Source organism: Serratia sp. CY71090, from assembly GCF_052166845.1.
In the GTDB taxonomy this organism is placed as follows: Bacteria; Pseudomonadota; Gammaproteobacteria; order Enterobacterales; family Enterobacteriaceae; genus Serratia; species Serratia nematodiphila.
In genome coordinates this window covers 66,397-92,068 of sequence record NZ_JBJNOA010000004.1, presented here as the reverse complement: position 1 = coordinate 92,068, position 25,672 = coordinate 66,397, and the positions used below count along the sequence as shown (strand labels likewise).

Below are 25,672 nucleotides of genomic sequence, written 5' to 3'. Positions count from 1 at the left end.
GTTCCTCCGTTGTCATCAGCAGGATGACGTTGAGCCTTGTCTTCTCAACGTCGTTTTATTCGACAAGCAATAGCTTGTAGAGCGGCGGATTGTCTTCGACCATGTCGGCCAACGTATGCTTATCCAGCTCTTCAAGGAAATTCTGTACGCCCTGGTGGAGCACCTGCTTCAATCGGCAGGCAGGGGTGATGTGGCAAAACTCGCTGCTGCAGTTAACCAGCGCGAGCGGCTCCAGCGCCCGCACCACGTCGCCGAGGCGAATGCTCTCGGCCGGTTTGCCCAAACGGATGCCGCCATGCTTACCGCGCACCGCCGTGACAAAACCTACCCGGCTCAACTGATTGATGATCTTCACCATATGGTTGCGAGACACGCCATAAACCTCGGTCACTTCCGAGATGCTGGTCATCTTGTCCTGCGGCAACGAGGCCATGTAGATCAACGCCCGCAGGCCATAATCAGTAAAACTTGTTAACTGCACATCTTACCTCTGGGTATCACTTTACCCGTCTGATACGCCGCTTTTCGGCGCTATTCAAAAGATTACTCATTGGATAATAAACCAGCCGGAGAGTTCGTCGCTAATTATTTAGCGAATCCCGCGCCCTAAGGCGGGTTTATGAAAGGATTTTTTGACGTGAAACCGCAATCGGAGGGAGTCAGGATAAAAACAAACCGGGACGCGCCCGGTTTGTTTAATGCCGCAAAGCCTGATTATGCGTCGAACGGGTCGCGCAGGATCATGGTTTCGCTGCGATCCGGGCCGGTAGAGATGATGTCTACCGGTACGCCGGTCACTTCTTCGATGCGCTTGATGTAGTTCAGCGCAGCCTGAGGCAGCTTGCTGTGCTCTTTCACGCCAAAGGTGGTTTCGCTCCAGCCCGGCATGGTTTCGTAGATAGGCTCGATGCCTTCCCAGCCTTCAGCCGCCAGCGGAGTGGTGTCCACTTCGCGGCCGTCCGGCATGCGGTAGCCCACGCAGATCTTCACTTCTTTCAGGCCGTCCAGGACGTCCAGTTTGGTCAGGCAGAAGCCGGACAGGGAGTTGATCTGCACGGCGCGGCGCACCGCTACCGCGTCCAGCCAGCCGGTACGACGACGACGGCCGGTGGTGGCGCCGAACTCGTTACCCTGCTTGCACAGGTACTCGCCGGTTTCATCGAACAATTCAGTTGGGAACGGACCTGCACCCACGCGAGTGGAGTAGGCTTTCACGATGCCCAGCACGTAGTCCACATAACGCGGGCCGATGCCGGAACCGGTAGCCACGCCGCCGGCGGTGGTGTTGGAAGAGGTGACGTACGGGTAAGTACCGTGGTCGATATCCAGCAGGGTGCCCTGAGCGCCTTCGAACATGATCAGGTCGCCACGCTTGCGCGCGCCGTCCAGCAGTTCGGAAACGTCAACCACCATGGCGGTCAGGATGTCGGCGATAGACAGCACGTAGTCCAGCGTCGCCTGATAATCGACGGCGTCAACTTTGTAGTAGTTGACCAGCTGGAAGTTGTGGTAATCGACGATCTCTTTCAGCTTAACGGCGAAGGTTTCTTTGTTGAACAGATCGCCGACGCGCAGGCCGCGACGAGCCACTTTATCTTCGTAAGCCGGGCCGATGCCGCGACCGGTGGTGCCGATCGCTTTCGCGCCGCGCGCTTTCTCACGCGCGTTATCCAACGCAACGTGATAAGGCAGGATCAACGGGCAAGCTTCGGAGAGTAACAGACGTTCGCGTACCGGGATGCCACGCGCTTCGAGTTCACCCATTTCTTTCATCAACGCGTCCGGCGCCAGAACAACACCGTTGCCGATGATGCTGGTGACGTTTTCACGCAGAATACCTGAAGGAATTAAATGAAGAACGGTTTTTTCACCGTTGATTACCAGAGTGTGGCCAGCGTTATGGCCACCTTGGTAGCGCACAACATATTGAGCCCGTTCAGTCAGCAGGTCTACAACCTTGCCTTTACCTTCGTCACCCCATTGGGTGCCCAGTACGACGACGTTCTTACCCATTTTTCAAAATCACCGATTGCTTAAAAATGGATTCTACCACCGTAATTTTCGATTTTCAGCACTTTTAGCATACGATTGCATAAATTTTGGGCTAGACTTTAAAGACCCGTGCGGCCGCTCAACATATAGTAGATCACGCAGCCCGCAACCACTATTCCACCGCCAAATCGCCGCAGCGTTGCGTCCGGCAACTGCGACATCGCCACAATCATTTTGCGCCAGGCCTGCGGAAACAGCATCGGCCCCAATCCTTCCAGCACCAGAACCAGCCCGAGCGCCAGCCAAATCGTTGAGTTCATGCATCCCCCAAAAACGAGAAAGGGCCCGCGTAAACGGGCCCTCGTTCAGATTGCCTCCCGCGCTTATTTGCGCAGGGTATCAGGCGACTTCATGTAGCGGAAGAAATCGCTGTCCGGGCTCAGTACCAGCACGTCCTGATTGTCCTTGAAGCTGGCTTCATAGGCGCGCAGGCTGCGGATAAAGGCATAGAAGTCCGGATCCTGGCTGAACGCATTGGCGAACAGCTTGGCTGCTTCGGCATCGCCTTCACCGCGGGTGATACGCGCCTGACGCTCTGCTTCCGCCAGGGTACGGGTCACTTCGTAATCCGCGCTGGCGCGCAGCTTCTCGGCTTCTTCCTGGCCCTGCGAGCGCAGACGACGGGCTACCGCTTCACGCTCGGCGCGCATACGCTGGTAGATGGCGTCGGAGACTTCGGCCGGCAGGTTGATCTGCTTGATACGCACGTCGATCACTTCGATGCCCAGCGCCGCCATGCTGTTCGGGTTCACCTGCGGCTGTTTGCCGGTGGTTTCCCGCTCAACGCGCGCCGCCGCAGAGGCGATAGCGTCATCGGCTTCGGTGGTCGCCACTTCTTCGCCGTCGCCCACTGTGCCGGTGTTCAGCGCGTCACGCACGTCAGACATCAGCTTGCCGCGCGAGTCGGTCACGATGTCTTTCACGTCCAGGCGGCCGATTTCGGAACGCAGACGGTCGCTGAACTTGCGTTTCAGCAGCACTTCGGCCTGGGAGACGTCGCCGCCGCCGGTCGCCAGATAGTAACGGCTGAAATCGCTGATGCGCCATTTCAGATAGGAGTCGACGATCAGGTCTTTCTTCTCGCTGGTCACGAAGCGATCGGCCTGGTTGTCCATGGTCTGGATGCGCGCATCCAGGTTCTTCACGGTCTCAATGAACGGGATCTTGAGGTGCAGACCCGGCGCATACACCAGCGGCTTGTTTTCGCCATCGCGCAGCACCTTGCCGAAGCGCAGCACGATGCCGCGCTGGCCTTCCTGCACCACAAACAGCGAAGCGTACAGCACCACCAGCACCGCGAGGACAATAACTACAAAAGACTTACGCATTGATTACTCTCTCCCTACGCGAGTGGTGTCGTCACGCTGCGCATTCGCCCGGCGCTGATCCATAACCGATCCGCCGCTGGTGCGCGGAGTGCTGCTGTTGGCAGCCGGCGCAGGATTCGGATTGAGGCGAATCAGGCTGGTATCCTTGTTGCCGCTCTCCGTCGCCGCGCCTTGGCCGCGCAGCATCTGATCCAGCGGCAGCACCATCAGGTTGTTGCCTTTGTCGCTCACCAACACCTTACGGGTATGGCCCAGCACTTTTTCCATGGTTTCGATATACAGACGCTCGCGGGTGATCTGCGGTGCAGACTTGTATTCCGGCAACAGCTTGGCAAAGCGCGCCACCTCACCCTGAGCTTCCAGGACGGTGCGATCCTTATAAGCCTTGGAGTCTTCCAGCAGACGCTGCGCCTGGCCGTTCGCACGCGGCTGAACTTCGTTGGCGTAAGCTTCCGCTTCACGGATGTATTGCTGCTCGTTCTCACGCGCGGCGATCGCATCGTCGAACGACGCCTTCACCTCTTCCGGCGGACGCGCCGCCTGGAAGTTGACGTCCAGCAGCGTGATGCCCATGTTGTAAGGACGAATGGTCTCTTCCAGCATGCGCTGCGTATCGTTACGCACCACGGTACGGCCTTCGGTCAGGATGCGGTCCATCGAGTATTTGCCGATCACGCCGCGCAGGGCGCTGTCGGTCGCCTGGCTCAGGCTGTCGTCGGCATTGACGACGCTGAACAGGTACGCTTCCGGGTTGGTCACGCGGTACTGCACGTTCATTTCCACGCGCACCACGTTTTCATCGGAGGTCAGCATCACGCCGGACGCTGCCAATTCGCGCACGGACTCCACGTTCACCGGACGCACGTCGTCGATGAAAGTCGGCTTCCAGTTCAGGCCCGGCTGCACCAGATGGCTGAACTTACCGAAACGCGTCACGACGCCGCGCTCGGCTTCCTTGATGGTGTAGAAGCCGCTGGCGGCCCAGATCACCACCACGGCGACCGCCGCGATACCGATAATGCGGCCGCTGAAGCCCGGACCAGAGGTGCCGGTGCCGCCGCTATTGCTGTTGGAGCCTTTGCCCCCGCCGAAACCGCTCAATTTCTTGCTCAGTTTGCGGAAGATATCGTCCAAATCAGGTGGCCCTTGATCACGACCGCCTTTGTTGTTACCGCCAGAGTTGCCGCCATTGTTATTGCTGCTCCCCCACGGGTCGCGGTCCTGTCCGTTATTACCGGGCTGATTCCACGCCATGTTTTAGCTCCATATTCTGTGATTGGGTACTTCAGGCTTTCGCGAAGCATAAATGTAACAGGATATGATCATACGATAAAGTCAATCAGGTCCTGTTCTTGCTTGCAGAGACGACGCCATTCGACGATCGGCATTCGCACCACCACGCCAATGCTGCCGTCTTCTTCGTTCCACTCTTTTTCAATCGCCTGAAGCTGGTAAAAACGGCTGCGAAGACGGCCTGCCCGTGGCGGTAAGCGCAATTCGTAATGCGCGATCTCCCCCGATAAGCGCTCCGTCAACGCCTGATACAGCAACGGAATACCCTCTCCGCTGGCGGCGGACAGCCACACCCGGATCGGCAGGTTTTCGTCGTTGCGGTCGATACGCGGCACAAAATCGTCCAGCATATCTATTTTGTTCATCACTAACAGTGTAGGAATTTCATCCGAGTCTATCTCCGCCAGCACGGTGTTCACCGCTTCGATGTTCTCATCGACGCGCGGATCTGCGGCATCGATGACGTGCAGCAGCAGAGATGCCTGGCGCGTTTCCTGCAGCGTCGCCTTGAAGGCGGCCACCAGATCGTGCGGCAGGTGCCGGATAAAGCCTACGGTATCCGCCAACACGGTATCCCCCACGTCCGGCACGTCAATGCGCCGCAACGTAGGATCCAGGGTGGCAAATAGCTGGTCCGCCGCATACACCTCGGCAGACGTTATTCGGTTAAACAGGGTGGATTTGCCGGCGTTGGTGTAGCCCACCAGCGATACGGTCGGCACATCGGCGCGGGTCCGCGCGCGTCGGCCTTGTTCACGCTGCTTTTCTACCCGCTCCAGGCGGCGCAGAATCAAGCTGATGCGATCGCGCAACAGGCGACGGTCGGTCTCAAGCTGGGTTTCCCCCGGCCCACGCAGGCCAATCCCCCCTTTTTGCCGCTCCAGGTGCGTCCAGCCGCGTACCAGACGCGTGGCAATGTGACGCAACTGCGCCAGCTCCACCTGCAGCTTACCTTCATGGGTGCGGGCACGCTGGGCAAAGATGTCTAAAATCAGCCCGGTGCGATCGATCACCCGGCATTCGCACAGGCGCTCGAGGTTTCTTTCCTGCGCCGGGGAAAGGGAATGATCAAACAGGACAACAGACGCGCCGCTGGCTTTCACCGCATCTGCAATTTCTTCGGCCTTTCCTTCGCCGACAAAGTACTTCGGATGCGGGGCTTTGCGGCTACCAGTCACCACTTGCAAAGCTTCGACACCGGCTGAGGAGACCAGCGATTCGAACTCGTTGAGGTCTTCCGTATCTTTGTCTTGCGAGAAATAGATATGAACCAGTACGGCCTGCTCACCGGCTTCATAACGGTCAAACAAGCGTGCAACCTCTCAAACGGACACTCACCGTGAGTTTGGGGGACATAAACAGCCCGCGGCTGCTTATGCTCCCCGTCATGGTTGACTTGCAACGCGCTTTATTCAGCGTCATCGCTTTCCTGCTGCGGCTGTTGCTGCGCAGACGGATTGTTGCCATGGTGATAGTTGCTTGAACCGCCGCTCGGGTTGTTGCTGTGATGCGAAACCGGGCGTGACGGGACAACGGTAGAGATAGCGTGCTTGTACACCATCTGGCTAACCGTGTTCTTCAACAGGATGACAAACTGGTCAAAAGACTCAATCTGGCCTTGCAGCTTAATACCATTCACCAAATAAATAGAAACCGGAACACGTTCACGACGCAATGCGTTCAGGAACGGATCTTGCAAAGATTGCCCCTTAGCCATTCTATCTTTTCCTTATTTGCTTGTTGTTTGTAACTAAGAACCTGTCGGCTCTAAAATAAACGACGTAAAAAATTTGCGCGCTGAATACTCAGCAATTGTACACAATCACCCAACCTATGCACTAACAACCTGTGTCACCGAGTCCAAAGCCTCTCCCGGCTTTTCACTGTCCAACCAATGGACCGACTCCCAACCCCGTAACCAGGTCATCTGGCGTTTAGCCAACTGACGTGTTGCGCAAATACCACGATAAACCATCTCATCGTAACTAATTTCACCAGACAAGTATGACCACATCTGGCGGTAACCGACACAGCGAATGGAGGGCAAGTCCGTATGCAAATCACCCCGTGCGAAAAGTGCACGCGCTTCCGTCTCAAAACCCGCCGCCAACATTTGATGGTACCGCAGCTCGATGCGTTGATGGATCAACTCACGGCTGGTCGGCGCTATTGCAAATTGGCGAACTTGATACGGCAACGATTCACCCGAAATTTTAGTCAGTTCCGTTAAAGTTTTACCCGAAATAAAAAAAACTTCCAGTGCTCTGGACAGTCTCTGCGGATCATTCGGATGAATTCTCAATGCCGCGACCGGATCGATCGCCTGTAACTGACGGTGCAACGCCTCCCAGCCCTGCTCCGCCGCTTGCCGTTCGATGCGCTCGCGCACCGCGGGATCGGCGGACGGCAACGGCGACAATCCTTCCAGCAACGCCTTGAAATACAACATGGTGCCGCCCACCAACAGCGGAATGCGGCCGGCGGCGGTGATGTCGGCCATCTCTTTGAGCGCATCGGCGCGGAACTCCGCGGCCGAGTAAGCTTCGGCGGGATCGCGAATATCGATCAGCCGATGCGGCGCCTGCGCCAATTCTTCGGCGCTCGGCTTGGCGGTGCCGATATCCATGCCGCGATAAATCAGCGCGGAATCGACGCTGATCAGCTCCACCGGCAGGCGTTCGCGCAGCGCGATCGCCAGCGCGGTCTTGCCCGAGGCGGTTGGCCCCATGATGAAAATAGCCGGGGGACGTGGTGTCATTTCAGTGTCAGTCATGCTTGAGGGCCGCCAGTGCGGCCTGTAAATCAACGGGTTGTAAAAGTCCGCTCGGTGGCGATTTGACCAGCTGCGGGCAAAGTCGTTCAACGTCGGTCAGCAATTGTATCGCTTGCGAGGTGTTCCACTGTTCATGTTCGCTGCCAAGGCGGCGAGCGAGCCAGGTAGCCAGCACCGCGGGCGACATCTCCTGATGTTCGGCCAGATAGCCTAACAGTTCGGGTATCAGTTTTTGTAAATTTTGTTGGCGTAATGGTAAAGGCACTGCGCGCAACGTCACACGGCCATGATCCGTCTGCAGATCCAGCCCCATCGCCGCCAACAGCGCCTGATGCCGCGCGATGGCCACCGCTTCGCTCTTCTCCAACGTCAGCTTGACTGGGATCAGCAGCGGCTGCGGCCGCAGCCCTTCTGCCGGCGGGTTGAGCTGCGCCTGGCGCAGCCAGCGTTCCGCCACCGTCAGGTTAAGCAACGCCGGCTGCTGGCGCTGTTCAATCAACGCATAACACGGCGGATGGATCATCAACACCCGGCCAAAACTGTGCTGGCCGCCCGCCAACGGCGTTTCCGCTGCGGCTTTCGCCGGCGGGAACAGCGGCGGCTTGCTCGGGGTTTCCGGCGCGGCCTCGGCCGGCGGCTCGGCTACGGGCTGCATCAGTTTACCGTACAGCTCGCCTTCGCGTTTCTGATAGCCGCCCGCCGCTTGCCGGCTCGGCTGCGGCGCCCGCTCGCGGGCGGCGCCGGCCGGTGGCGGCGTTTCACGGCGCGGCGCCGGCTGAGAAAAATGGTTGCCGCCGGCGGCGACGCGGTTTTCCTGCTGCCAGACCGGCGCGGGCGCTTCGTCGGGCGTTTCCGCCAGCGGCAGCGACGGTGTCTGACCGGCCTGTTGCAGCACCGTGGTCACCGCCTGGTAGATAAAATCGTGTACCAGCCGCGCCTGATGGAAACGCACCTCGTGCTTGGCGGGATGAACATTGACGTCCACCTGGTGCGGATCGACCTCCAGATACAGCACGTAAGCGGGCTGCTGATCGTCCTTCAACTGATCCTGATAGGCCTGACGAATGGCGTGATTGATCAAACGATCGCGCATCATGCGGCTGTTGACGTAACAATACTGCATTTCACCCAGCTGGCGCGCCCCGTCCGGATCCGCCACCCAACCGCGGATGCTCAGATCGCCATGCTGCCAGTCGATGTTCAGCGCATGCTGCAAAAACGCCGGGCCGCAGATGCTGCCCAAACGGCGTTCGTGCTGGCTCTCTTCCTTCGCCGCCCGGTATTGGCGGATCAGTTTGCCGTTGTGGCTGAGGTTGATCGCCACATCGAAACGCGCCAGCGCGATGCGCCGCACCACTTCATCGATATGGCCAAATTCGGTTTTCTCGGTGCGCATGAACTTGCGGCGCGCCGGCGTGTTGTAAAACAGATCCAGCACTTCCAGCGTGCTGCCGACCGGGTGCGCGGCGGGTTTGACCGTCACCGCCTGCTCGCGCCCTTCGGCATAGGCTTGCCACGCCTCGCTTTGTTCGGCGGTACGCGACGTCAGGGTCAAACGGGAAACCGAGCTGATACTGGCCAGCGCTTCGCCGCGAAAGCCGAGGCTGACGATCGCCTCCAGGTCGTCGAGCGTGCTGATTTTACTGGTGGCGTGCCGCGCCAGCGCCAGCGCCAGATCGTCCTTGCCGATGCCGCAGCCGTTATCGCGAATGCGGATCAGCTTGGCACCGCCGCGTTCGATATCGATATCGATGCGCGTCGCACCGGCGTCCAGACTGTTTTCCACCAGCTCTTTGACCACCGACGCGGGGCGTTCAACCACCTCTCCGGCGGCGATCTGGTTGGCGAGCTGTGGCGGTAACACCTGGATAGGCATGCTGACTCCTGTAGCGGTGGCGCTAGGCCTGCGGAATGGTCAGCGTCCGATCCAGCGGCGCGACGTCCGACTTCAGATTATTGACCCGTTTCAGATCGCCGACGCTGACCCCATAACGAGAAGCGATAGAGGACAGCGTGTCCCCACGGGCCACTTTATGTTTAGACGGCTTCTTCGCCGGCGTTTTCGCCTTGGCGACGGCGGTGACGGCGGCGGTTTTACCCGCCGGCACCTTCAGGCGTTGCCCGACCCACACGCCGTCTTTCTTCAGTTTGTTCAGATCCCGCAGGGCCGCCATGGTGGTGCCGTAGCTGTCGGCGATGCCGGACAGCGTCTCCGCCCGCTTCACCACGTGGATCTGGGTCTTGCCGCTAACGCTGCGGCTTGCGCCGGCCGGGCTGACGATAGGCTCCGGCTGGCGCACGTCTGGTGTTGAGGTGTTAACCGCCGCTGCGACGTCCAGCGGTCGGTTTTCCACCTTTGGGTCGGCTTGCAGCGGATGCGCCAGGAAGTAGCTGCGCAGGCCGTTATGAATGGCCCTGGCAATCTTCTCCTGATACGCGCTACTGCCCAGCAGCCGCTCCTCCGTGCTATTACTGATAAATCCTGTTTCCACCAGCAGCGATGGAATATCCGGCGAACGCAGCACGCCCAGGCTGGCGTGTTCCGGCCGACGTTTATGCAACGATCCGACGCTCTGCAGCTGCTGCAGCACCTTCACCGCCACATCGTACCCGACGCGCTGCGAGTGGCCGAACTGCAGATCCAGCACCGCCTGGCTCAGATAAGGGTCGGCCTGGCTGTTGGCCAGCAAATCGCCGGCGCCGCCGAGCAGCTCAGACTGCTTCTCATGCTGTTCCAGCCAGCCGGCCATTTCGCTGTTGGCGCGGCGGTTGGACAGCACCCAGACGGAAGCGCCGCTGGCGCTGCGGTTTGGCGCGGCATCGGCGTGGATGGAGACCAGCACGTTGGCGCCCTGTTTGCGCGCAACGTCGGAACGCCCCATCACCGAGATAAAATAGTCGCCGTTACGCGTCAGCACCGGTTTGAACTGCGGATCGGCGTCCAGCATTGCCTGCAGGCGGCGTGCGATGGCGATGGTGACATTCTTTTCTTTCAACCCGCTCGGGCCAATGGCTCCCGGATCCTGGCCGCCGTGGCCGGCGTCGATCGCCACCACCACCCGATCGCCGGAACCGGCGGAAACGCGGCTGCTGCGCGGCGTGACCTCAGTGGCGGTGCCTGCGACCACAGTCTGTTTTTGGGTAAAGGGATTCGATCCCGTCGGCGCTTTGCGCAGCGGCGGCTCCGGCGCTTCACGCACCGCAACCGGCGCCTGACGCGGCGGTTGACTGACGGCGACCGGCGGAGGCGTTTGCACCGGCGCTTTACGCGCCACGATATTGGCGCCGCCTTCGGCCGAAATGGTGAATACCACGGTATGCACGCCGCCGTTCTGGCGAGTGGAAACGCGGGTTTTGGCGCGCTGGGTCAGATCAAACACCAGGCGCACGCTCTGAGCGTCTTTCGGCGCGCTGGAGCGAATGCTCTTCACCAGGTTTTGCCCGCTAAAATTGAGCGGCAGGCCGCCGACTTTGCCCTTCTGGTTAACGTCCAGCACCACCCGTTCCGGGCCGTGCAGCGGGAAAAACGCATAGTCCGGCGGGCCATTGAAGCTCACCGACACCGTCGCTTCGCGTTGGGCGTTCGACACTTTGATATCGGACAGCGAGGACGCCGCCAGCGCGTTCAACGCGCCGAGCGGCCCCAGCACGGCGATCAGCATGATGACCGCAAATTTTTTCAACACCTGCGTCATTGCAGCATCATCCCTGTGATCCATGAATGCGGTCTAACAACTGGCTGCCGTATGCAGAAATCGCCTCGATCTTCGCCTCTCGCCCCTCACCCTGATAGCTGAGGTGCAGCGCCAGATCCGGCTCCGGCAGCACGCCGGTGCCCTGCTGCGGCCATTCGACCAGGCAGATGGCGTCTTGCGCGAAGTAATCGCGAATGCCCATGAATTCAAGCTCTTCCGGATCGGCCAGGCGATACAGATCGAAGTGATACACCGCCAGCGGCTGCAAGGCATAGGGTTCCACCAGCGTGTAGGTCGGGCTTTTGACGTTGCCCTGATGCCCCAACGCCTGCAGGAAACCACGGCTGAAGGTGGTTTTACCGGCGCCCAGGTCGCCGTAGAGATAGATGACGCTGGCGCGATCGCAGGCCTTGGCCAAAGTGGTGCCCAAAGCGACAGTCGCTGCCTCGTCCGGCAGAGGTAAAACGAGTTCTTTCATTCGATAAAGTCTATTTTGCCCACTCAGGATTAACGAAATGAAGGATGTCCGGCAGTAAATCGGTCGCCAACATGCCTCTTGTTCCTTGTCTTTCCGCTACGCGATCGCCGGCCGCGCCATGCACGACGCAGCCCGCACAGGCGGCATCATACAGCGGGAGCTTTTGCGCCAGCAAACCGCCGATGATGCCCGACAGCACATCGCCCATGCCGCCGGAGGCCATGCCGGCATTGCCGACGTCGGCGATCGCCATCTGCCCCTGCTCATCGGCGATCAGCGTACCGGCGCCTTTCAGCACCGCCACGCCGCCGTAGCGCGCCGTCAGCTTGCGCACGGCAAGTAAGCGATCACTCTCGATGTCGGCAGTGCTGCAGCTCAACAGCCGCGCCGCCTCTCCAGGATGCGGAGTCATCACGCGATTCTGCCGTTTCTCGGGATTTAATGCCAGCAAGTTCAGCGCATCGGCGTCCCACAAGGCTGGTTTATCGCTGGTTTGCAGCACGTTCAAGGCGTTTTTGCCCCACTCAGCCTGGCCCAGCCCCGGGCCAATCACCAGCACATCCGCCCATTGCATCGCCTGCCGCAGCGTCGCCTCGTCCAGCGCCTGCGCCATCAGCTCCGGCCTGGCCGCCAGCAGCGGCGCAACATGATCAATGTGAGTAAGCACTCGCACTAATCCAGCCCCGCTGCGCAGCGCCGCCTCCGCCGCCATGCGAATGGCGCCACCGAAACCGCTATCGCCGCCCACCAACAGCAGGCGGCCATGCTCGCCCTTATGCGCGCAGGGGCGGCGCGGATGCAGCCAGCGCGGCAACACCTCGGCGGTAAGCCGCTGAATCTGCTCCGGTTGCTTCGCCAACCAACCCGATAAGCCTAGCGCATTCTGATGAAGTTGCCCGACCCAGTCGCGCGCCTGGCCAGTCAGCAGCCCCGGTTTGAGGCCGATGAACGTGACGGTGTGCGCGGCACGCACCACCGCGCCTGGCGCCGCGCCGCTTTCCGCCAACAAGCCGGACGGAACATCGAGCGCCACCACCGGCGCCGAATGGCGGTTGGCGGCCTCGATCAGCGCGTCGTAAGGCGCACGCGGCGCGCTGCCAAGGCCAGTGCCCAGCAGGCCGTCGATAATGAGCGAAACAGACGCCGGCCAGCGGCTGTTCGCCGGCAGAATGTCGCCGCCTGCAGATTGCCAGGCCTCGCGAGCCGCTGCGGCTTCCGGTGGCAAAGGGCGTGCGCCTTCGCAGGCGATCAGCGTCACCTGCACGCCTGCCGCCTTCGCCAGGCGCGCCACCACATAGCCGTCGCCGCCGTTGTTGCCGTGGCCACACAGCACCAGCCAGTGGTCGCGGGAGGGATACGCGTTGCGCGCCAGCGCGTAGGCCGCCTGACCGGCGCGCTGCATCAAATCGTAAAGAGAAATACCGAGCGAGGCCGCCGCCGCGGGTTCCGAGCGACGGATCCAATCCGCAGGCCAGACAGAGTGTGGTAAACTGTCAGCGTATGCTTTTTCACTGTGGCCCGTCATGACGCACCCCCTCGATCTCCATCAACTCGCCCAACATATCAAGCTATGGGGGCAATCGCTAGGATTCCAGCAGGTTGGCATCTGCGATACCGATCTGAGCCTTGAAGAGCCGAAGCTGCAGGCCTGGCTCGACAAGCAGTACCACGGCGAGATGGAATGGATGGCGCGCCACGGCATGTTGCGCGCACGCCCTCACGAACTGTTGCCGGGCACGCTGCGAGTGATCAGCGTGCGCATGAACTACCTGCCGGCCAAGGCGGCGTTCGCCAGCACCTTGCAGAATTCGCAACTGGGCTACGTCAGCCGCTACGCGCTGGGGCGTGACTATCACAAGCTGTTGCGCCAGCGCCTGAAAAAACTGGGCGATCAGATCCAGGAATACTGCGGCGAGTTGAATTTCCGCCCCTTTGTCGATTCTGCGCCGGTGATGGAGCGCGCGCTGGCCGCCAAGGCGGGCATTGGCTGGGTTGGTAAACACTCACTAATTCTCAACCGTGAAGCCGGGTCGTGGTTTTTCCTCGGCGAGTTGCTGATCGATTTGCCGCTGCCGGTGGATCAGCCGCAGGAAGAACAGTGCGGCCGCTGCGTCGCCTGCATCACCACTTGCCCGACCGGCGCCATCGTCGCCCCCTATACCGTCGACGCCCGGCGCTGCATCTCCTACTTGACCATCGAGCTGGAAGGCTCGATCCCGGAAGAATTTCGCCCGCTGCTCGGCAACCGCATCTACGGCTGCGACGACTGCCAGCTGATCTGCCCGTGGAATCGCTTTTCGCAGCTCACTGACGAAGACGATTTCAGCCCGCGCGCCGCACTGCATGCGCCGCAGCTGATCGATCTGTTCAACTGGACAGAAGAAAAATTCCTGCGCATCACCGAAGGCTCGGCGATACGCCGCATCGGCCACCTGCGCTGGTTGCGCAATATCGCCGTGGCGCTGGGCAATGCGCCTTATGAGGACGGCGTCGTGCTCGCGCTGCGCACGCGTTTGGGCCAGGACAGCATGCTGGACGAACATATCCACTGGGCGCTGGCGCAACAGCTTGCTCGCCGTGAAGCGCAGGGCATCGAGGTGCAGACGGCACAGAAAAAACGGCTGATACGGGCTGTGGAAAAAGGTTTGCCGAGGGACGCCTGACGGCGTGCGCCGCGCGGCCGCATCATCGGCATCCTTACTCTGTGGATTTGTGCATAAAAATAAAAACACGTTGTCTTTCAACTGCAACAAAAAGAGCAAGTGATCGGCATAACGTTTTGGGATAAATAAATAAGCATATAAATCAAATAGATAAATATTTAATTTGTATAACGTTGATTTTTCAGGCAGGCGAGTTTATGTGCAGAGGCTGTGGATAACTCTGTTCACAACATTTTTACCGGGCGTGTAAAACGGGACAAAAATCCGCGCCGGATAAGGCGTTGGACTTGAGTTTGAAACGAAGAGAAAATTGGAGCGGGAAACGAGACTCGAACTCGCGACCCCGACCTTGGCAAGGTCGTGCTCTACCAACTGAGCTATTCCCGCATAGAGATGCTTTCGGCATCCGGTCACCAAACACTGGCGTGACCTTTGAATTTTTGGAGCGGGAAACGAGGCTCGAACTCGCGACCTCAACCTTGGCAAGGTTGCGCTCTACCAACTGAGCTATTCCCGCGTCGCATAGGTACTGCTTGATACTGCTTTATTTATTCATCATGCCGCATCGCGACATTGTTGAATTTGGAGCGGGAAACGAGACTCGAACTCGCGACCCCGACCTTGGCAAGGTCGTGCTCTACCAACTGAGCTATTCCCGCCCGGCGTATCGATGGTGGAACGTTACGAAATTCTTCATCGGTACGGGGTGCGCATTATACGAGAAATCCTTTTTGCCGCAAGCCCCTGAAAGCAAAAAAACGCGATTTTTGTTTGATTGCCGATTAAAGCGCCAGATTGGCGAATTAAGCGGCTAAAAACGGCGTGTTTTCCCCGCAGGGGCCACCATCGCCTTAAAGCTGAATGAAATGTTCGCGGTAATAAGCCAGTTCGGCCACCGATTCGCGGATGTCATCCAGCGCCTGATGGGTGCCCTGCTTCTTAAAGCCGCCGAGAATTTCCGGCTTCCAACGGCGCGCCAGTTCCTTCAGCGTGCTGACGTCCAGGTAGCGGTAATGGAAGTAGGCTTCCAGCTCCGGCATGTAGCGGAACAGGAAACGGCGATCCTGGCCCACGCTGTTGCCGCAGATCGGCGATTTGCCGGCCGGCACCCATTGCTGCAGGAAGGCGATGGTTTCCAGCTCGGCGGCGCGATCGTCCTGGCGGCTGGCTTTCACCCGCTCCACCAGCCCGCTGCCGGTATGGGTGCGCACGTTCCACTCGTCCATCAAGGCCAACTGCTCGTCGGATTGGTGCACGGCGATCACCGGCCCTTCCGCCAGGATGTTCAGGTTGGCGTCGGTGACCAGCGTGGCGATCTCGATAATGCGGTCACGCTCGGGATCCAGCCCGGTCATCTCCAAATCGATCCAAATCAGGTTATTTTCGTTTCCTGTCATGATGTTTCCTGCCTAAAAGCCGAGAGAAAAACGCTGTGCGGACGAGACGACGGGCGCCGCCGGTGGCGACGCGCCGCAGCCGGCGGCTAACAACGGTTATTTAATATAAAATAGCGTGTATCATAGTCTTTTTGGTCGCCTTGGGCGACATATACCCTGACGGGTTCAAGGCTGCGCCGGGGGCAACTCCCCGCCGCGGCTGTGCATATACGTAAAGGTATAAAACCGATTCAAGTGAGGCGCAGTGAGTAAGAACAAACTGTCCAAAGGTCAGCAACGCCGCGTGCAGGCGAACCATCAGCGCCGTTTGAAGCGCGCCGATAACAAACCGGAACCGGATGATTCCCAACTGGGCGAGCCGCAGGAAGGCGTCGTCATCAGCCGTTTCGGCATGCACGCCGACGTTGAGGCGCCGGATGGCACTCAGCACCGCTGCAACATCCGCCGCACGCTGCGTTCGCTGGTCACCGGCGATCGCGTGGTGTGGCGCCCCGGCCTGGGCGCCCATGAAGGGGTGAAGGGCATCGTGGAAGCGGTGCACGAGCGCACCTCGGTGCTGACGCGCCCGGACTTCTATGACGGCGTGAAGCCGATCGCCGCCAATATCAATCAGATCGTCATCGTGTCGGCGATCCTGCCCGAGCTGTCGCTGAACATCATCGACCGCTATCTGGTGGCCTGCGAAACGCTCGAAGTCGAGCCGCTGATCGTGCTCAACAAAATTGACCTGCTGGACGCCGAAGCGCGCAAGCTGGTCGACGGCATGATGGATATCTATCGCAAGATTGGCTACCGGGTGCTGGAAGTCTCCAGCCAAACGCGGGAAGGCATGGCGGAGTTCGAACAGGCGCTGGCCGGGCGCATCAGCATCTTCGCCGGCCAGTCGGGGGTCGGCAAATCCAGCCTGCTGAACGCGCTGCTGCCGCCGTCTGAAGAGCAAATTCTGGTAAATCAGGTTTCCGACGTCTCGGGCCTCGGGCAACATACCACCACCGCCGCGCGGCTGTACCACTTCCAGCACGGCGGCGACGTGATCGACTCCCCAGGAGTGCGCGAGTTTGGCCTGTGGCACCTGGAGCCGGAACAAATTACCCGCGGCTTTGTCGAATTCCGTGATTATTTAGGCGGTTGCAAATTCCGCGACTGCCGCCACGATACCGATCCCGGCTGCGCTATCCGCGCGGCGATGGAGAAAGGCGATATCGCGCAAGAGCGTTTCGACAACTACCACCGCATTCTGGAAAGCATGGCGCAGGTGAAGGTTCGCAAGAACTTCACGGACGCCGCAGACTGACACTGACGGGCGGGCATTGACGACGGCGGAGCCCTCGTTACAATGCGCGCCCTTTACCCTGATTCACGAGGTTAACGTGCTGGATAGCATCAAGATTAAACTGCAATATTGGCTGCCGAAGCTGGCGCTGACCCGCCTGGCGGGCTGGGGCGCCGACAAACGTGCCGGCTGGCTGACCCAACTGGTGGTCAAAACCTTCGCCCGCTACTACCGCGTGGACATGCAGGAAGCGCAAAACCCGGACCTGGCGTCTTACGCCACCTTCAACGATTTCTTCGTGCGCCCGCTGCGCGATGGCGCGCGCCCGATCGTCACCGACGCCAACTGGCTGGCGCTGCCCGCCGATGGCGCCATCAGCCAGCTCGGCCCGATCCGCGAGGATCAAATCTTCCAGGCCAAAGGCCACCACTACAGCCTGGAAGCGCTGCTGGCCGGCAACTACCTGTTGGCCGAGCCGTTCCGCAACGGCCTGTTCGCCACCACCTACCTGGCGCCGCGCGACTATCACCGCGTACACATGCCGTGCGCCGGCGTACTGCGCGAAATGATCTATGTGCCGGGCGATCTGTTCTCGGTCAACCCGCTCACCGCCGCCAACGTGCCTAACCTGTTCGCACGCAACGAGCGCGTGATCTGCGTCTTCGACACCGACATCGGGCCGATGGTGCAAATCCTGGTCGGCGCCACCATCGTCGGCAGCATCGAAACCGTCTGGGCCGGCACCGTCACGCCGCCGCGCGAAGGCATTATCAAGCGCTGGACCTACCCGGCCGCCGGTGAAGAAGGCGCCATCACATTGGAAAAAGGCGCCGAGATGGGCCGTTTCAAACTCGGCTCCACGGTGATCAACCTGTTTACCGCAGGCAGCGTGCAGTTTGCGCCGCAGCTGCATAACGGCACCGTCACCCGCATGGGTGAAGCCTTCGCCGAAATCCCGGCCGCCGCTGAAACACCACAGACCCCGATCTAAAGGAATCGACGCCGTGCGCCTTTTCATCACGCTTTTGCTCGGTTGCCTGTTGTGGCAACCGGCGCTGGCCGCCCCCGTGCCGACCGAGACCCAGCTCAAACAGGAGTTGAAGCAGGCGGAAAGCAGCAAAAACGCGCCGAATCAGGCGGAGACCACCGAGGCGCTGCAAAGCGCCCTCAACTGGCTGACGGAGCGCAAAGAGTCGCAGACTCGCTCCGAGCAGTATCAGAGAGTGATCGACGATTTCCCGAAGATGACGCAGGAGCTGCGCCGTCAGCTGGTGCTGGAAAGCAACAAGATCCTGCCGAACGGCGACGATCTGCCGGCCGCCGAGCTGGAACAGCAGATCCTGCAAACCAGCAGCCTGCTGCTGGAACAGGCGCGCCTGCTGCAGCAAGAGCAGGATCGCACGCGGGAAATCAGCGATTCGCTCGGCCAGTTGCCGCAGCAGCAGACCGACGCTCGCCGTGCGCTGACGGAAGTGCAGCGCCGCCTGCAGGCGCAGCCCGCCAACCCGACCACGCCGTACGCGCAGGCCGCCCTGGCCCTGCTGCAGACCGAAGCGGCGGCGCGCAAAGCCAAAGTGGACGAGCTGGAGCTGGCGCAACTGTCGGCCAACAACCGGCAGGAGCTGGCGCGCATGCGCGCCGAGGTCTATAAAAAGCGCCACGAGAAAATAGACGTGCAGCTGCAGGCGCTGCGCAACAACCTCAATGCCCAGCGCCAACGCGAAGCGGAACTGGCGCTGGAAAAAACCGAGCAGTTGGCCGAGCAGAATGGCGACTTGCCAAGAAGCATCAGCCAGCAGTTGCAGATCAACCGCGAACTGTCCGCCGCGCTGAACAGCCAGGCGCAGCGCATGGATCTGATTTCGTCGCAGCAGCGGCAGGCGGCGGCGCAGACGCTGCAGGTGCGCCAGGCGCTGAGCACCATCATCGAACAGGCCCAATGGCTCGGCTCGTCGTCGGCGCTGGGGGAAACCCTGCGCGCCCAGGTGGCGACGCTGCCGGAAATGCCCAAGCCGCAACAGCTGGACGGCGACATGGCCCAGCTGCGCGTGCAGCGCCTGCAGTTTGAAAACCAGCTGGAAAAGCTGTCGCAGCGCGAATTCAAGCGCGACGACGGCAGCGCGCTGACCAACCAGGAGCAGCGCATCGTCGATGCCCAGCTGCGCACCCAGCGCGAGCTGCTGAACTCGCTGCTGTCCGGTTGCGACACCCAAATCCTCGAGCTGACCAAGCTGAAGGTGGCCAATACCCAGCTGATCGAAGCGTTGAACGAAATTCGCGACGCCACCCACCGCTATCTGTTCTGGGTGCCGGACGTCAATCCGATCAACTTCTCTTATCCGCTCAACGTGGCGCACGATCTAACGCGCGTCCTGTCGTTGGACACGCTGTCGCAGCTCGGCGGCGCCTTCATGATGATGGTGACCAGCCGCGAAACGCTGATCCCGATCTTCGGCGCCCTGCTGCTGGTGATTTTCAGCATCAGCTCGCGCAAGCACTATCACGCTTTCCTCGAGCGCGCCAGCAGCCGCGTCGGCAAGGTGACGCAGGACGAATTCTTCCTCACGGTGCGCACCGTGTTCTGGTCGATTCTGGTGGCGATGCCGCTGCCGGTGCTGTGGGCCGCGCTCGGTTACGGCCTGCAAAGCGCCTGGAACTACCCGGTGGCGGAAGCGATCGGCAAAGGGGTGACCGCCACGCTGCCGATCCTGTGGATCTGCATGATCTGCGCCGCCTTCGCCCACCCGCAGGGGCTGTTCATCGTGCACTTCCGCTGGCCGGCGAAGCAGGTTTCGCGCGCCATGCGCTACTACAAGATGTCGATCTGGCTGATCGTGCCGCTGATCATGGCGCTGATCACCTTCGATAGCCTGAAAGAGCGCGAGTTCGCCAACACCCTGGGGCGGCTGTGCTTTATCCTGCTGTGTCTGGCGCTGGCGCTGGTCACCCACAGCCTGAAACGCGCCGGCATTCCGCTGTATCTGGATAAAAACGGCTCCGGCGACAACATGCTCAACAGCGCCTTCTGGGGGCTGCTGCTGTCGGCGCCGCTGCTGGCGGCGCTGGCCTCGACCGTCGGTTACCTCACCACCGCGCAGGCGCTGTTGGCGCGCCTGGAGACCTCGGTGGCGATCTGGTTCCTGTTGCTGGTCATCTACCACATCATCCGCCGCTGGATGCTGATCCAACGGCGGCGCATCGCCTTCGATCGCGCCAAACAGCGCCGCGCCGACATCCTGGCCCAGCGCGCCCGCGGTGAAGACGAGACCTCGCACACCCCGAACAGCACCGAAGGCGCCATCGATCCGGACGATTCGGACTTCGATCTGGACACCATCAGCGCCCAGTCGCTGCGGCTGGTGCGGTCGATCCTGACGCTGATCGCGCTGGTGTCGGTGATCGTGCTGTGGTCCGAGATCCACTCCGCGTTCGCCTTCCTGGAAAACATCTCGCTGTGGGACGTAACCTCGACGGTCAACGGCGTAGAGACCGCCCACCCGATCACCCTCGGCGCGGTGCTGATCGCCATTCTGGTGCTGATCATCACCATGCAGTTGGTGCGCAACCTGCCGGCGCTGCTGGAGCTGGCGGTGCTGCAGCACCTGGATCTGTCGCCGGGCACCGGCTACGCCATCACCACCATCACCAAGTACTTGCTGCTGCTGTTCGGCGCGGTGCTCAGCTTCGCCTGGATCGGCATCGAATGGTCAAAACTGCAGTGGGTGGTTACCGCGCTCAGTCTGGGGTTGGGCTTCGGCATGCAGGAGATCTTCTCCAACTTCATCTCCGGCCTGATCATCCTGTTCGAGAAACCGATCCGCATCGGCGACACCGTGACGATCCGCAACCTGACCGGCACCGTCACCAAGATCAATACCCGCGCCACCACCATTTCGGACTGGGATCGCAAAGAGATCATCGTGCCGAACAAAGCGTTCATCACCGAACAGTTCGTCAACTGGTCGCTGTCGGACACCCTGACCCGTGTGGTGCTGACCGTACCGGCGCCGGGCGAAGCCAACAGCGAGGAGGTGACCAAGATCCTGATGAACGCCGCCGAACGCTGCTCGCTGGTGCTGGATAATCCGGCGCCGGAGGTTTACCTGGTCGATCTGCAACAGGGCATCCAGATCTTCGAGATGCGTATTTACGCCGCCGAGATGGGCCACCGCATGCCGCTGCGCCACGAGATCCACCAGCTGATCCTGGCGGGCTATCGCGAGCACGGCATCACGCTGCCGTACCCGCCGTTCCAGGTGCGCACCGAGACGCTGTCGCGGTTGACCAATAACGGCCGTACGCCGCCGTCTACGCCGGCGCCGAACACCAAGCGCGATGCCGGGGGGCTGTAAGCGCTTCTCGCGATAAAAAAAGGTCGGCAAATGCCGACCCTTTTTGCTTTTTTCCCCGCCTGAAACGTCAGGCGATCCCGACCGGGAAGGCCAACACGTCGCTCAGGCTCTCGGCGCCCAGCGCCAGCATCACCAGACGATCCACGCCCAGCGCCACGCCGGAACATTCCGGCATGCCGTGCTGCAACGCCGCCAACAGGTGATAGTCGATCGGCTGCTGCGGCAGGCCGCGCTCCGCGCGTTTGCGGTTGTCCTGCTCAAAGCGCTGCTGTTGTTCACGGCCGTCGGTCAGCTCGCGGAAACCGTTCGCCAGCTCGATGCCCTTGAAGTACACCTCGAAACGCTCCGCCACGCGGTGGTCTTCGGTGCTGATCTCCGCCAACGCCGCCTGGCTGGCCGGGAAGTGGTAAACGAACGCCGGCTTTTCACGGCCGATATGCGGTTCCACGCCCACGGTGAACAGCAGCTGCAGCAGCGTATCGCGATCTTCTTCGGTATCGGCGATGTTGCTCAGATCGAGTTTGGCCGCCGCTTCGCGCAGCTGCGCCTTCTCCGCCGACAGCGGATCGATGTCCAGATGGCGCAGGAACGCCTGCTGATAAGACAGGGTCTCCGCGCTCTCGCAGTCCAGCACCTGCTGCAGCAGATCGTCCACTTCATTCATCAGGCGGTACATGTCGTAGTGCGGACGGTACCACTCCAGCATGGTGAATTCCGGGTTGTGATGCCGCCCGGCTTCTTCATTGCGGAAGCTGCGCCCCATTTGGTAGATCGGGCCGCTGCCCGCCGCCAACAGGCGCTTCATGTGATATTCCGGGCTGGTCATCATGTATAGCGTCAGGCCCTCTGCCGCCCCCGGCCCGACGAAACGCGTCTCGAACGGGAACAGGTGAACGTCGGTGACCGTCGCCTGGCTCATGGTGGGCGTCTCAACTTCCAGCACGCCACGATCGGCGAAGAAACGCCGGATCTCAGCCAGAATCGCTGCGCGTTTCAACAAATTGGCGATGGGTGCACTAGGCTGCCAGCTTGCCGTTTCGCTCATGGTAATTAACTCCGAAATCAAACAGGGGATGCAGTCTACTCGCATCCTTGCAGCCAAACAAATTCTTCACGATGCGCAACCGGCCATAACGCCAATTTCCGATAAATAGGCGGCAAAAGCGCGTTAAAAAGGGTAAAGCACGCCGAACGCGCGAAAAGGCAGGCAAGCCTGTTGGGCAAGCGTTAATCGACAAAACAATCGATCACATCAAATTTCGACTACTTAACTTTAGGTATAGTTAATTCCCCATTATTGGTGGGAGATATCTATCCTTAACCTTTAAGCAACATTAATCGGTTCAATTAGTTAGCACCCGAAGAGTTCGCTAAATTTTAAGCATAGATATTTAACTTGCCGTTCTTAACAAGAACATTGGAGGAATGCAGTGCAAACCTTTAACGCCGATCTTGCCATTATTGGGGCCGGGGGCGCTGGTTTACGTGCAGCAATAGCCGCAGCGGAAGCCAATCCCCAACTGAAAATCGCGCTGATCTCTAAGGTCTACCCGATGCGCAGCCACACGGTCGCCGCCGAGGGGGGCTCCGCCGCCGTCACTCAGGATCACGATACCTTCGACTACCACTTCCACGACACCGTCGCCGGCGGCGACTGGCTGTGCGAGCAGGACGTGGTCGATCACTTCGTGCATCAGTGCCCGCGCGAGATGACCCAGCTCGAACAGTGGGGCTGCCCGTGGAGCCGCAAACCGGACGGTTCGGTCAACGTGCGGCGTTTCGGCGGCATGAAGATCGAACGCACCTGGTTCGCCGCCGACAAGACCGGCTTCCACATGCTGCACACCCTGTTCCAGACCTCGCTGAAATACCCGCAAATTCAACGCTTCGACGAGCACTTCGTGCTGGATATCCTGGTGGATGACGGCCAGGCGCGCGGCCTGGTGGCGCTCAACATGATGGAAGGCACCCGCGTGCAGATCCGCGCCAACGCGGTGGTGATGGCCACCGGCGGCGCCGGGCGCGTTTACCGCTACAACACCAACGGCGGCATCGTCACCGGCGACGGCATGGGCATGGCGTTCCACCACGGCGTACCGCTGCGCGACATGGAGTTCGTGCAGTATCACCCGACCGGCCTGCCCGGTTCCGGCATCCTGATGACCGAGGGCTGCCGCGGCGAAGGTGGCATCCTGGTGAACAAAGACGGCTACCGCTACCTGCAAGACTACGGCATGGGCCCGGAAACCCCGCTGGGCGAGCCGAAGAACAAATACATGGAGCTGGGCCCGCGCGACAAAGTGTCCCAGGCCTTCTGGCACGAATGGCGCGCCGGCCGCACCATCGCCACCCCACGCGGCGACGTGGTCTACCTCGATCTGCGCCACCTGGGCGAGAAAAAGCTGCTGGAACGGCTGCCGTTCATCTGCGAACTGGCCAAGGCCTATGTCGGCGTCGATCCGGTGAAAGATCCGATCCCGGTGCGCCCTACCGCGCACTACACCATGGGCGGCATTGAAACCGACCAGAACTGCGAAACCCGCATCAAGGGGCTGTTCGCGGTCGGCGAATGTTCCTCCGTCGGCCTGCACGGCGCCAACCGTCTCGGCTCCAACTCGCTGGCGGAACTGGTGGTATTCGGCCGCGTCGCTGGTGAGCACGCGGCGCGCCGCGCGCTGGAAACCGCGCCGGCCAACGGCGCCGCGCTGGATGCGCAAACCCGCGACGTCGAAACCCGCCTGAGCAACCTGATGAAGCAGGAAGGCAACGAAAACTGGGCGAAGATCCGCGACGAAATGGGGCTGTCGATGGAAGAAGGCTGCGGCATCTACCGCACGCCGGAGCTGATGCAAAAAACCATCGATAAGCTGGCCGAGCTGAAAGAGCGCTTCAAACGCGTCAAAATCACCGACAACACCAGCGTGTTCAATACCGATCTGCTGTACACCATCGAGCTGGGCTACGGCCTGGACGTCGCCGAATGCATGGCGCACTCCGCATTTAACCGCAAAGAGTCGCGTGGCGCCCACCAGCGCCTGGACGAAGGCTGCACCGAGCGTGACGACGTCAACTTCCTCAAGCATACGCTGGCGTTCCATAACCCGCAGGGCGCGCCGCGTCTCGAATACAGCGACGTGAAAATCACCAAGCTGCCGCCGGCCAAACGCGTCTACGGCGCAGAAGCCGAAGCGCAGGAGAAAAAGAATAAGGAGCAGGCAAATGGCTGAGATGCAAACCCTGAAGATCGACGTCATGCGCTATAACCCGGAAAGTGACGCCGAGCCGCATTTCGTCACTTACGCCGTGCCTTATGATGAACAGACCTCGCTGCTCGATGCGCTGGGCTACATCAAGGATAACCTGGCGCCAGACCTCTCCTACCGCTGGTCTTGCCGCATGGCGATCTGCGGCTCCTGCGGCATGATGGTCAACCGCGTGCCGAAGCTGGCGTGCAAAACCTTCCTGCGCGACTACGTCGGCGGCATGAAGGTCGAAGCGCTGGGCAACTTCCCGATCGAGCGCGATCTGGTGGTGGACATGACCCACTTCATCGAAAGCCTGGAGGCGATCAAACCGTACATCATCGGTAACGATCGCAAACCGGAGGATGGCCCGAACGTGCAGACCCCGGCGCAGATGGCCAAATACCACCAGTTCTCCGGCTGCATCAACTGCGGCCTGTGCTACGCCGCGTGCCCGCAGTTCGGCCTCAACCCCGAGTTTATCGGCCCGGCGGCGATCACGCTGGCGCACCGCTATAACCTGGACAACCGCGACCACGGCAAGAAACAGCGCATGCCGCAGCTCAACGGCCAAAACGGCGTCTGGAGCTGCACCTTCGTCGGCTATTGCTCTGAAGTCTGCCCGAAACACGTCGATCCCGCCGCCGCCATCCAGCAGGGCAAGGTGGAGAGCGCCAAAGACTTCATGATCGCCATGCTGAAGCCGCAATAAGGGAGAAAAATTGCCATGACAACTCAACGTAAGCCCTATGTGCGCACCATGACGCCCACCTGGTGGCAAAAGCTCGGCTTCTACCGTTTCTACATGCTGCGCGAAGGCACCTCGGTGCTGGCGGTGTGGTTCAGCATCGTGCTGCTGTACGGCGTGTTCGCGCTGAAGGGCGGCGCCGAGAACTGGGCCAGCTTCGTCGGTTTCTTGCAGAATCCGCTGGTGCTGTTGATCAACGTCGTCGCCCTGCTGGCGGCGGCGCTGCACACCAAAACCTGGTTCGATCTGGCGCCGAAGGCCGCCAATATCGTGGTCAACAGCGAGAAAATGGGGCCGGGCCCCATCGTGAAAGGGCTGTGGGCCGTCACCATCGTCGTCAGCGTGGTCATCCTGGCCGTGGCCCTGATCTAATCCGGA

The 25,672-nt window shown here is 60.6% G+C and carries 21 protein-coding genes and 3 tRNA genes; 7 read left to right on the top strand and 17 right to left on the bottom strand.

Going from position 1 to position 25,672, the window contains the following annotated elements; all coding sequences use genetic code 11:
- Positions 1-55: 55 nt before the first annotated feature.
- The 12 genes from nsrR to nnr form a co-directional block, all read right to left on the bottom strand.
- The gene (gene nsrR, locus ACJ8OK_RS10120) at positions 56-481 is read right to left on the bottom strand and encodes a nitric oxide-sensing transcriptional repressor NsrR (RefSeq protein WP_004933660.1); all 426 of its coding nucleotides are present in this window, start codon (positions 479-481) and stop codon (positions 56-58) included.
- A 233-nt stretch (positions 482-714) separates the two neighbouring features.
- Positions 715-2,013: an adenylosuccinate synthase gene (locus tag ACJ8OK_RS10115; RefSeq protein ID WP_004933663.1), complete on the bottom strand. Its 1,299-nt coding sequence runs from the start codon at positions 2,011-2,013 to the stop codon at positions 715-717.
- A 98-nt stretch (positions 2,014-2,111) separates the two neighbouring features.
- Entirely contained in the window at positions 2,112-2,312 is a 201-nt protein-coding gene (locus ACJ8OK_RS10110; RefSeq protein WP_004933666.1) for a DUF2065 domain-containing protein, read from the bottom strand.
- Between the two features lie 63 nt (positions 2,313-2,375).
- Entirely contained in the window at positions 2,376-3,380 is a 1,005-nt protein-coding gene (hflC, locus tag ACJ8OK_RS10105; protein ID WP_004933669.1) for a protease modulator HflC, read from the bottom strand.
- A 3-nt stretch (positions 3,381-3,383) separates the two neighbouring features.
- Complete coding sequence (gene hflK, locus ACJ8OK_RS10100) at positions 3,384-4,634, bottom strand: FtsH protease activity modulator HflK (RefSeq protein WP_016929360.1); 1,251 nt, start codon at positions 4,632-4,634, stop codon at positions 3,384-3,386.
- Positions 4,635-4,702: 68 nt separating this feature from the next.
- A complete protein-coding gene (hflX, locus tag ACJ8OK_RS10095; protein ID WP_004933675.1) occupies positions 4,703-5,983 on the bottom strand; it encodes a ribosome rescue GTPase HflX in 1,281 nt (426 codons plus the stop codon).
- Between the two features lie 98 nt (positions 5,984-6,081).
- The gene (gene hfq, locus ACJ8OK_RS10090; protein ID WP_004933678.1) at positions 6,082-6,390 is read right to left on the bottom strand and encodes an RNA chaperone Hfq; all 309 of its coding nucleotides are present in this window, start codon (positions 6,388-6,390) and stop codon (positions 6,082-6,084) included.
- Between the two features lie 114 nt (positions 6,391-6,504).
- Positions 6,505-7,446, bottom strand: a complete 942-nt coding sequence (gene miaA / locus ACJ8OK_RS10085) for a tRNA (adenosine(37)-N6)-dimethylallyltransferase MiaA (protein WP_260953614.1) — start codon at positions 7,444-7,446, stop codon at positions 6,505-6,507.
- Positions 7,439-9,322, bottom strand: coding sequence for a DNA mismatch repair endonuclease MutL (mutL, locus tag ACJ8OK_RS10080; protein WP_260953613.1), 1,884 nt, complete (start codon positions 9,320-9,322; stop codon positions 7,439-7,441). Before mutL ends, miaA begins: the two co-directional genes overlap by 8 nt.
- A gap of 22 nt (positions 9,323-9,344) precedes the next feature.
- Positions 9,345-11,141: an N-acetylmuramoyl-L-alanine amidase AmiB gene (amiB, locus tag ACJ8OK_RS10075; protein ID WP_033631608.1), complete on the bottom strand. Its 1,797-nt coding sequence runs from the start codon at positions 11,139-11,141 to the stop codon at positions 9,345-9,347.
- Between the two features lie 7 nt (positions 11,142-11,148).
- Positions 11,149-11,619 carry a tRNA (adenosine(37)-N6)-threonylcarbamoyltransferase complex ATPase subunit type 1 TsaE gene (tsaE, locus tag ACJ8OK_RS10070; protein WP_025305017.1) on the bottom strand — a complete coding sequence of 157 codons (471 nt, stop codon included), beginning with the start codon at positions 11,617-11,619 and terminating at the stop codon, positions 11,149-11,151.
- A 10-nt stretch (positions 11,620-11,629) separates the two neighbouring features.
- Complete coding sequence (nnr, locus tag ACJ8OK_RS10065; RefSeq protein WP_235363087.1) at positions 11,630-13,144, bottom strand: bifunctional ADP-dependent NAD(P)H-hydrate dehydratase/NAD(P)H-hydrate epimerase; 1,515 nt, start codon at positions 13,142-13,144, stop codon at positions 11,630-11,632.
- On the opposite strand from nnr, the gene queG reads away from it, so the two are divergent.
- A complete protein-coding gene (gene queG / locus ACJ8OK_RS10060; protein ID WP_099982771.1) occupies positions 13,143-14,282 on the top strand; it encodes a tRNA epoxyqueuosine(34) reductase QueG in 1,140 nt (379 codons plus the stop codon). The two genes, nnr and queG, sit on opposite strands and share 2 nt — an antisense overlap.
- 311 nt (positions 14,283-14,593) lie before the next feature.
- Here queG and ACJ8OK_RS10055 read toward each other — a convergent pair.
- The 4 genes from ACJ8OK_RS10055 to orn all read right to left on the bottom strand — a co-directional run bounded on the left by ACJ8OK_RS10055 (position 14,594) and on the right by orn (position 15,679).
- Positions 14,594-14,669: transfer RNA gene (locus ACJ8OK_RS10055), tRNA-Gly, on the bottom strand.
- Positions 14,670-14,723: 54 nt separating this feature from the next.
- Positions 14,724-14,799: transfer RNA gene (locus ACJ8OK_RS10050), tRNA-Gly, on the bottom strand.
- A 66-nt stretch (positions 14,800-14,865) separates the two neighbouring features.
- Positions 14,866-14,941: transfer RNA gene (locus ACJ8OK_RS10045), tRNA-Gly, on the bottom strand.
- Positions 14,942-15,133: 192 nt separating this feature from the next.
- Complete coding sequence (orn, locus tag ACJ8OK_RS10040; protein WP_004929689.1) at positions 15,134-15,679, bottom strand: oligoribonuclease; 546 nt, start codon at positions 15,677-15,679, stop codon at positions 15,134-15,136.
- A 244-nt stretch (positions 15,680-15,923) separates the two neighbouring features.
- Between orn and rsgA the strand changes: the two genes are divergently transcribed.
- The 3 genes from rsgA (at position 15,924) to mscM (ending at position 21,304) form a co-directional block, all read left to right on the top strand.
- Positions 15,924-16,973, top strand: coding sequence for a small ribosomal subunit biogenesis GTPase RsgA (rsgA, locus tag ACJ8OK_RS10035; RefSeq protein WP_033641617.1), 1,050 nt, complete (start codon positions 15,924-15,926; stop codon positions 16,971-16,973).
- A 76-nt stretch (positions 16,974-17,049) separates the two neighbouring features.
- Entirely contained in the window at positions 17,050-17,943 is an 894-nt protein-coding gene (gene asd / locus ACJ8OK_RS10030) for an archaetidylserine decarboxylase (RefSeq protein ID WP_099982769.1), read from the top strand.
- 13 nt (positions 17,944-17,956) lie between these two features.
- Positions 17,957-21,304, top strand: coding sequence for a miniconductance mechanosensitive channel MscM (gene mscM / locus ACJ8OK_RS10025; RefSeq protein ID WP_049300341.1), 3,348 nt, complete (start codon positions 17,957-17,959; stop codon positions 21,302-21,304).
- A 67-nt stretch (positions 21,305-21,371) separates the two neighbouring features.
- Here the strand turns inward: mscM and epmA are convergent, their stop codons facing one another.
- Complete coding sequence (gene epmA / locus ACJ8OK_RS10020) at positions 21,372-22,349, bottom strand: elongation factor P--(R)-beta-lysine ligase (RefSeq protein ID WP_033631603.1); 978 nt, start codon at positions 22,347-22,349, stop codon at positions 21,372-21,374.
- A gap of 385 nt (positions 22,350-22,734) precedes the next feature.
- Here epmA and frdA point away from each other — a divergent pair, with 385 nt between their 5' ends.
- From frdA to frdC, 3 genes are read left to right on the top strand one after another with little or no spacing between them, the layout of a single operon-like run.
- Positions 22,735-24,531 (top strand): fumarate reductase (quinol) flavoprotein subunit, encoded by a 1,797-nt coding sequence (gene frdA, locus ACJ8OK_RS10015; protein ID WP_033631602.1) that lies wholly within the window; start codon positions 22,735-22,737, stop codon positions 24,529-24,531.
- Positions 24,524-25,258 (top strand): succinate dehydrogenase/fumarate reductase iron-sulfur subunit, encoded by a 735-nt coding sequence (locus tag ACJ8OK_RS10010; RefSeq protein WP_004929676.1) that lies wholly within the window; start codon positions 24,524-24,526, stop codon positions 25,256-25,258. Before frdA ends, ACJ8OK_RS10010 begins: the two co-directional genes overlap by 8 nt.
- A gap of 15 nt (positions 25,259-25,273) precedes the next feature.
- A complete protein-coding gene (gene frdC / locus ACJ8OK_RS10005; RefSeq protein WP_082997119.1) occupies positions 25,274-25,666 on the top strand; it encodes a fumarate reductase subunit FrdC in 393 nt (130 codons plus the stop codon).
- Positions 25,667-25,672 lie beyond the last annotated feature (6 nt).

Excerpts from the sequence above, each read along its gene's own strand:
- orn (WP_004929689.1), bottom strand. The coding sequence starts at position 15,679 with ATGACAGGAAACGAAAATAACCTGATTTGGATCGATTTGGAGATGACC.
- amiB (WP_033631608.1), bottom strand. The coding sequence starts at position 11,141 with ATGACGCAGGTGTTGAAAAAATTTGCGGTCATCATGCTGATCGCCGTG.
- ACJ8OK_RS10110 (WP_004933666.1), bottom strand. The coding sequence starts at position 2,312 with ATGAACTCAACGATTTGGCTGGCGCTCGGGCTGGTTCTGGTGCTGGAA.
- hflC (WP_004933669.1), bottom strand. The coding sequence starts at position 3,380 with ATGCGTAAGTCTTTTGTAGTTATTGTCCTCGCGGTGCTGGTGGTGCTG.
- epmA (WP_033631603.1), bottom strand. The coding sequence starts at position 22,349 with ATGAGCGAAACGGCAAGCTGGCAGCCTAGTGCACCCATCGCCAATTTG.
- hflK (WP_016929360.1), bottom strand. The coding sequence starts at position 4,634 with ATGGCGTGGAATCAGCCCGGTAATAACGGACAGGACCGCGACCCGTGG.
- frdC (WP_082997119.1), top strand. The coding sequence starts at position 25,274 with ATGACAACTCAACGTAAGCCCTATGTGCGCACCATGACGCCCACCTGG.
- ACJ8OK_RS10010 (WP_004929676.1), top strand. The coding sequence starts at position 24,524 with ATGGCTGAGATGCAAACCCTGAAGATCGACGTCATGCGCTATAACCCG.
- hfq (WP_004933678.1), bottom strand. The coding sequence starts at position 6,390 with ATGGCTAAGGGGCAATCTTTGCAAGATCCGTTCCTGAACGCATTGCGT.
- tsaE (WP_025305017.1), bottom strand. The coding sequence starts at position 11,619 with ATGAAAGAACTCGTTTTACCTCTGCCGGACGAGGCAGCGACTGTCGCT.
- miaA (WP_260953614.1), bottom strand. The coding sequence starts at position 7,446 with ATGACTGACACTGAAATGACACCACGTCCCCCGGCTATTTTCATCATG.
- mutL (WP_260953613.1), bottom strand. The coding sequence starts at position 9,322 with ATGCCTATCCAGGTGTTACCGCCACAGCTCGCCAACCAGATCGCCGCC.
- ACJ8OK_RS10115 (WP_004933663.1), bottom strand. The coding sequence starts at position 2,013 with ATGGGTAAGAACGTCGTCGTACTGGGCACCCAATGGGGTGACGAAGGT.
- queG (WP_099982771.1), top strand. The coding sequence starts at position 13,143 with ATGACGCACCCCCTCGATCTCCATCAACTCGCCCAACATATCAAGCTA.
- nnr (WP_235363087.1), bottom strand. The coding sequence starts at position 13,144 with ATGACGGGCCACAGTGAAAAAGCATACGCTGACAGTTTACCACACTCT.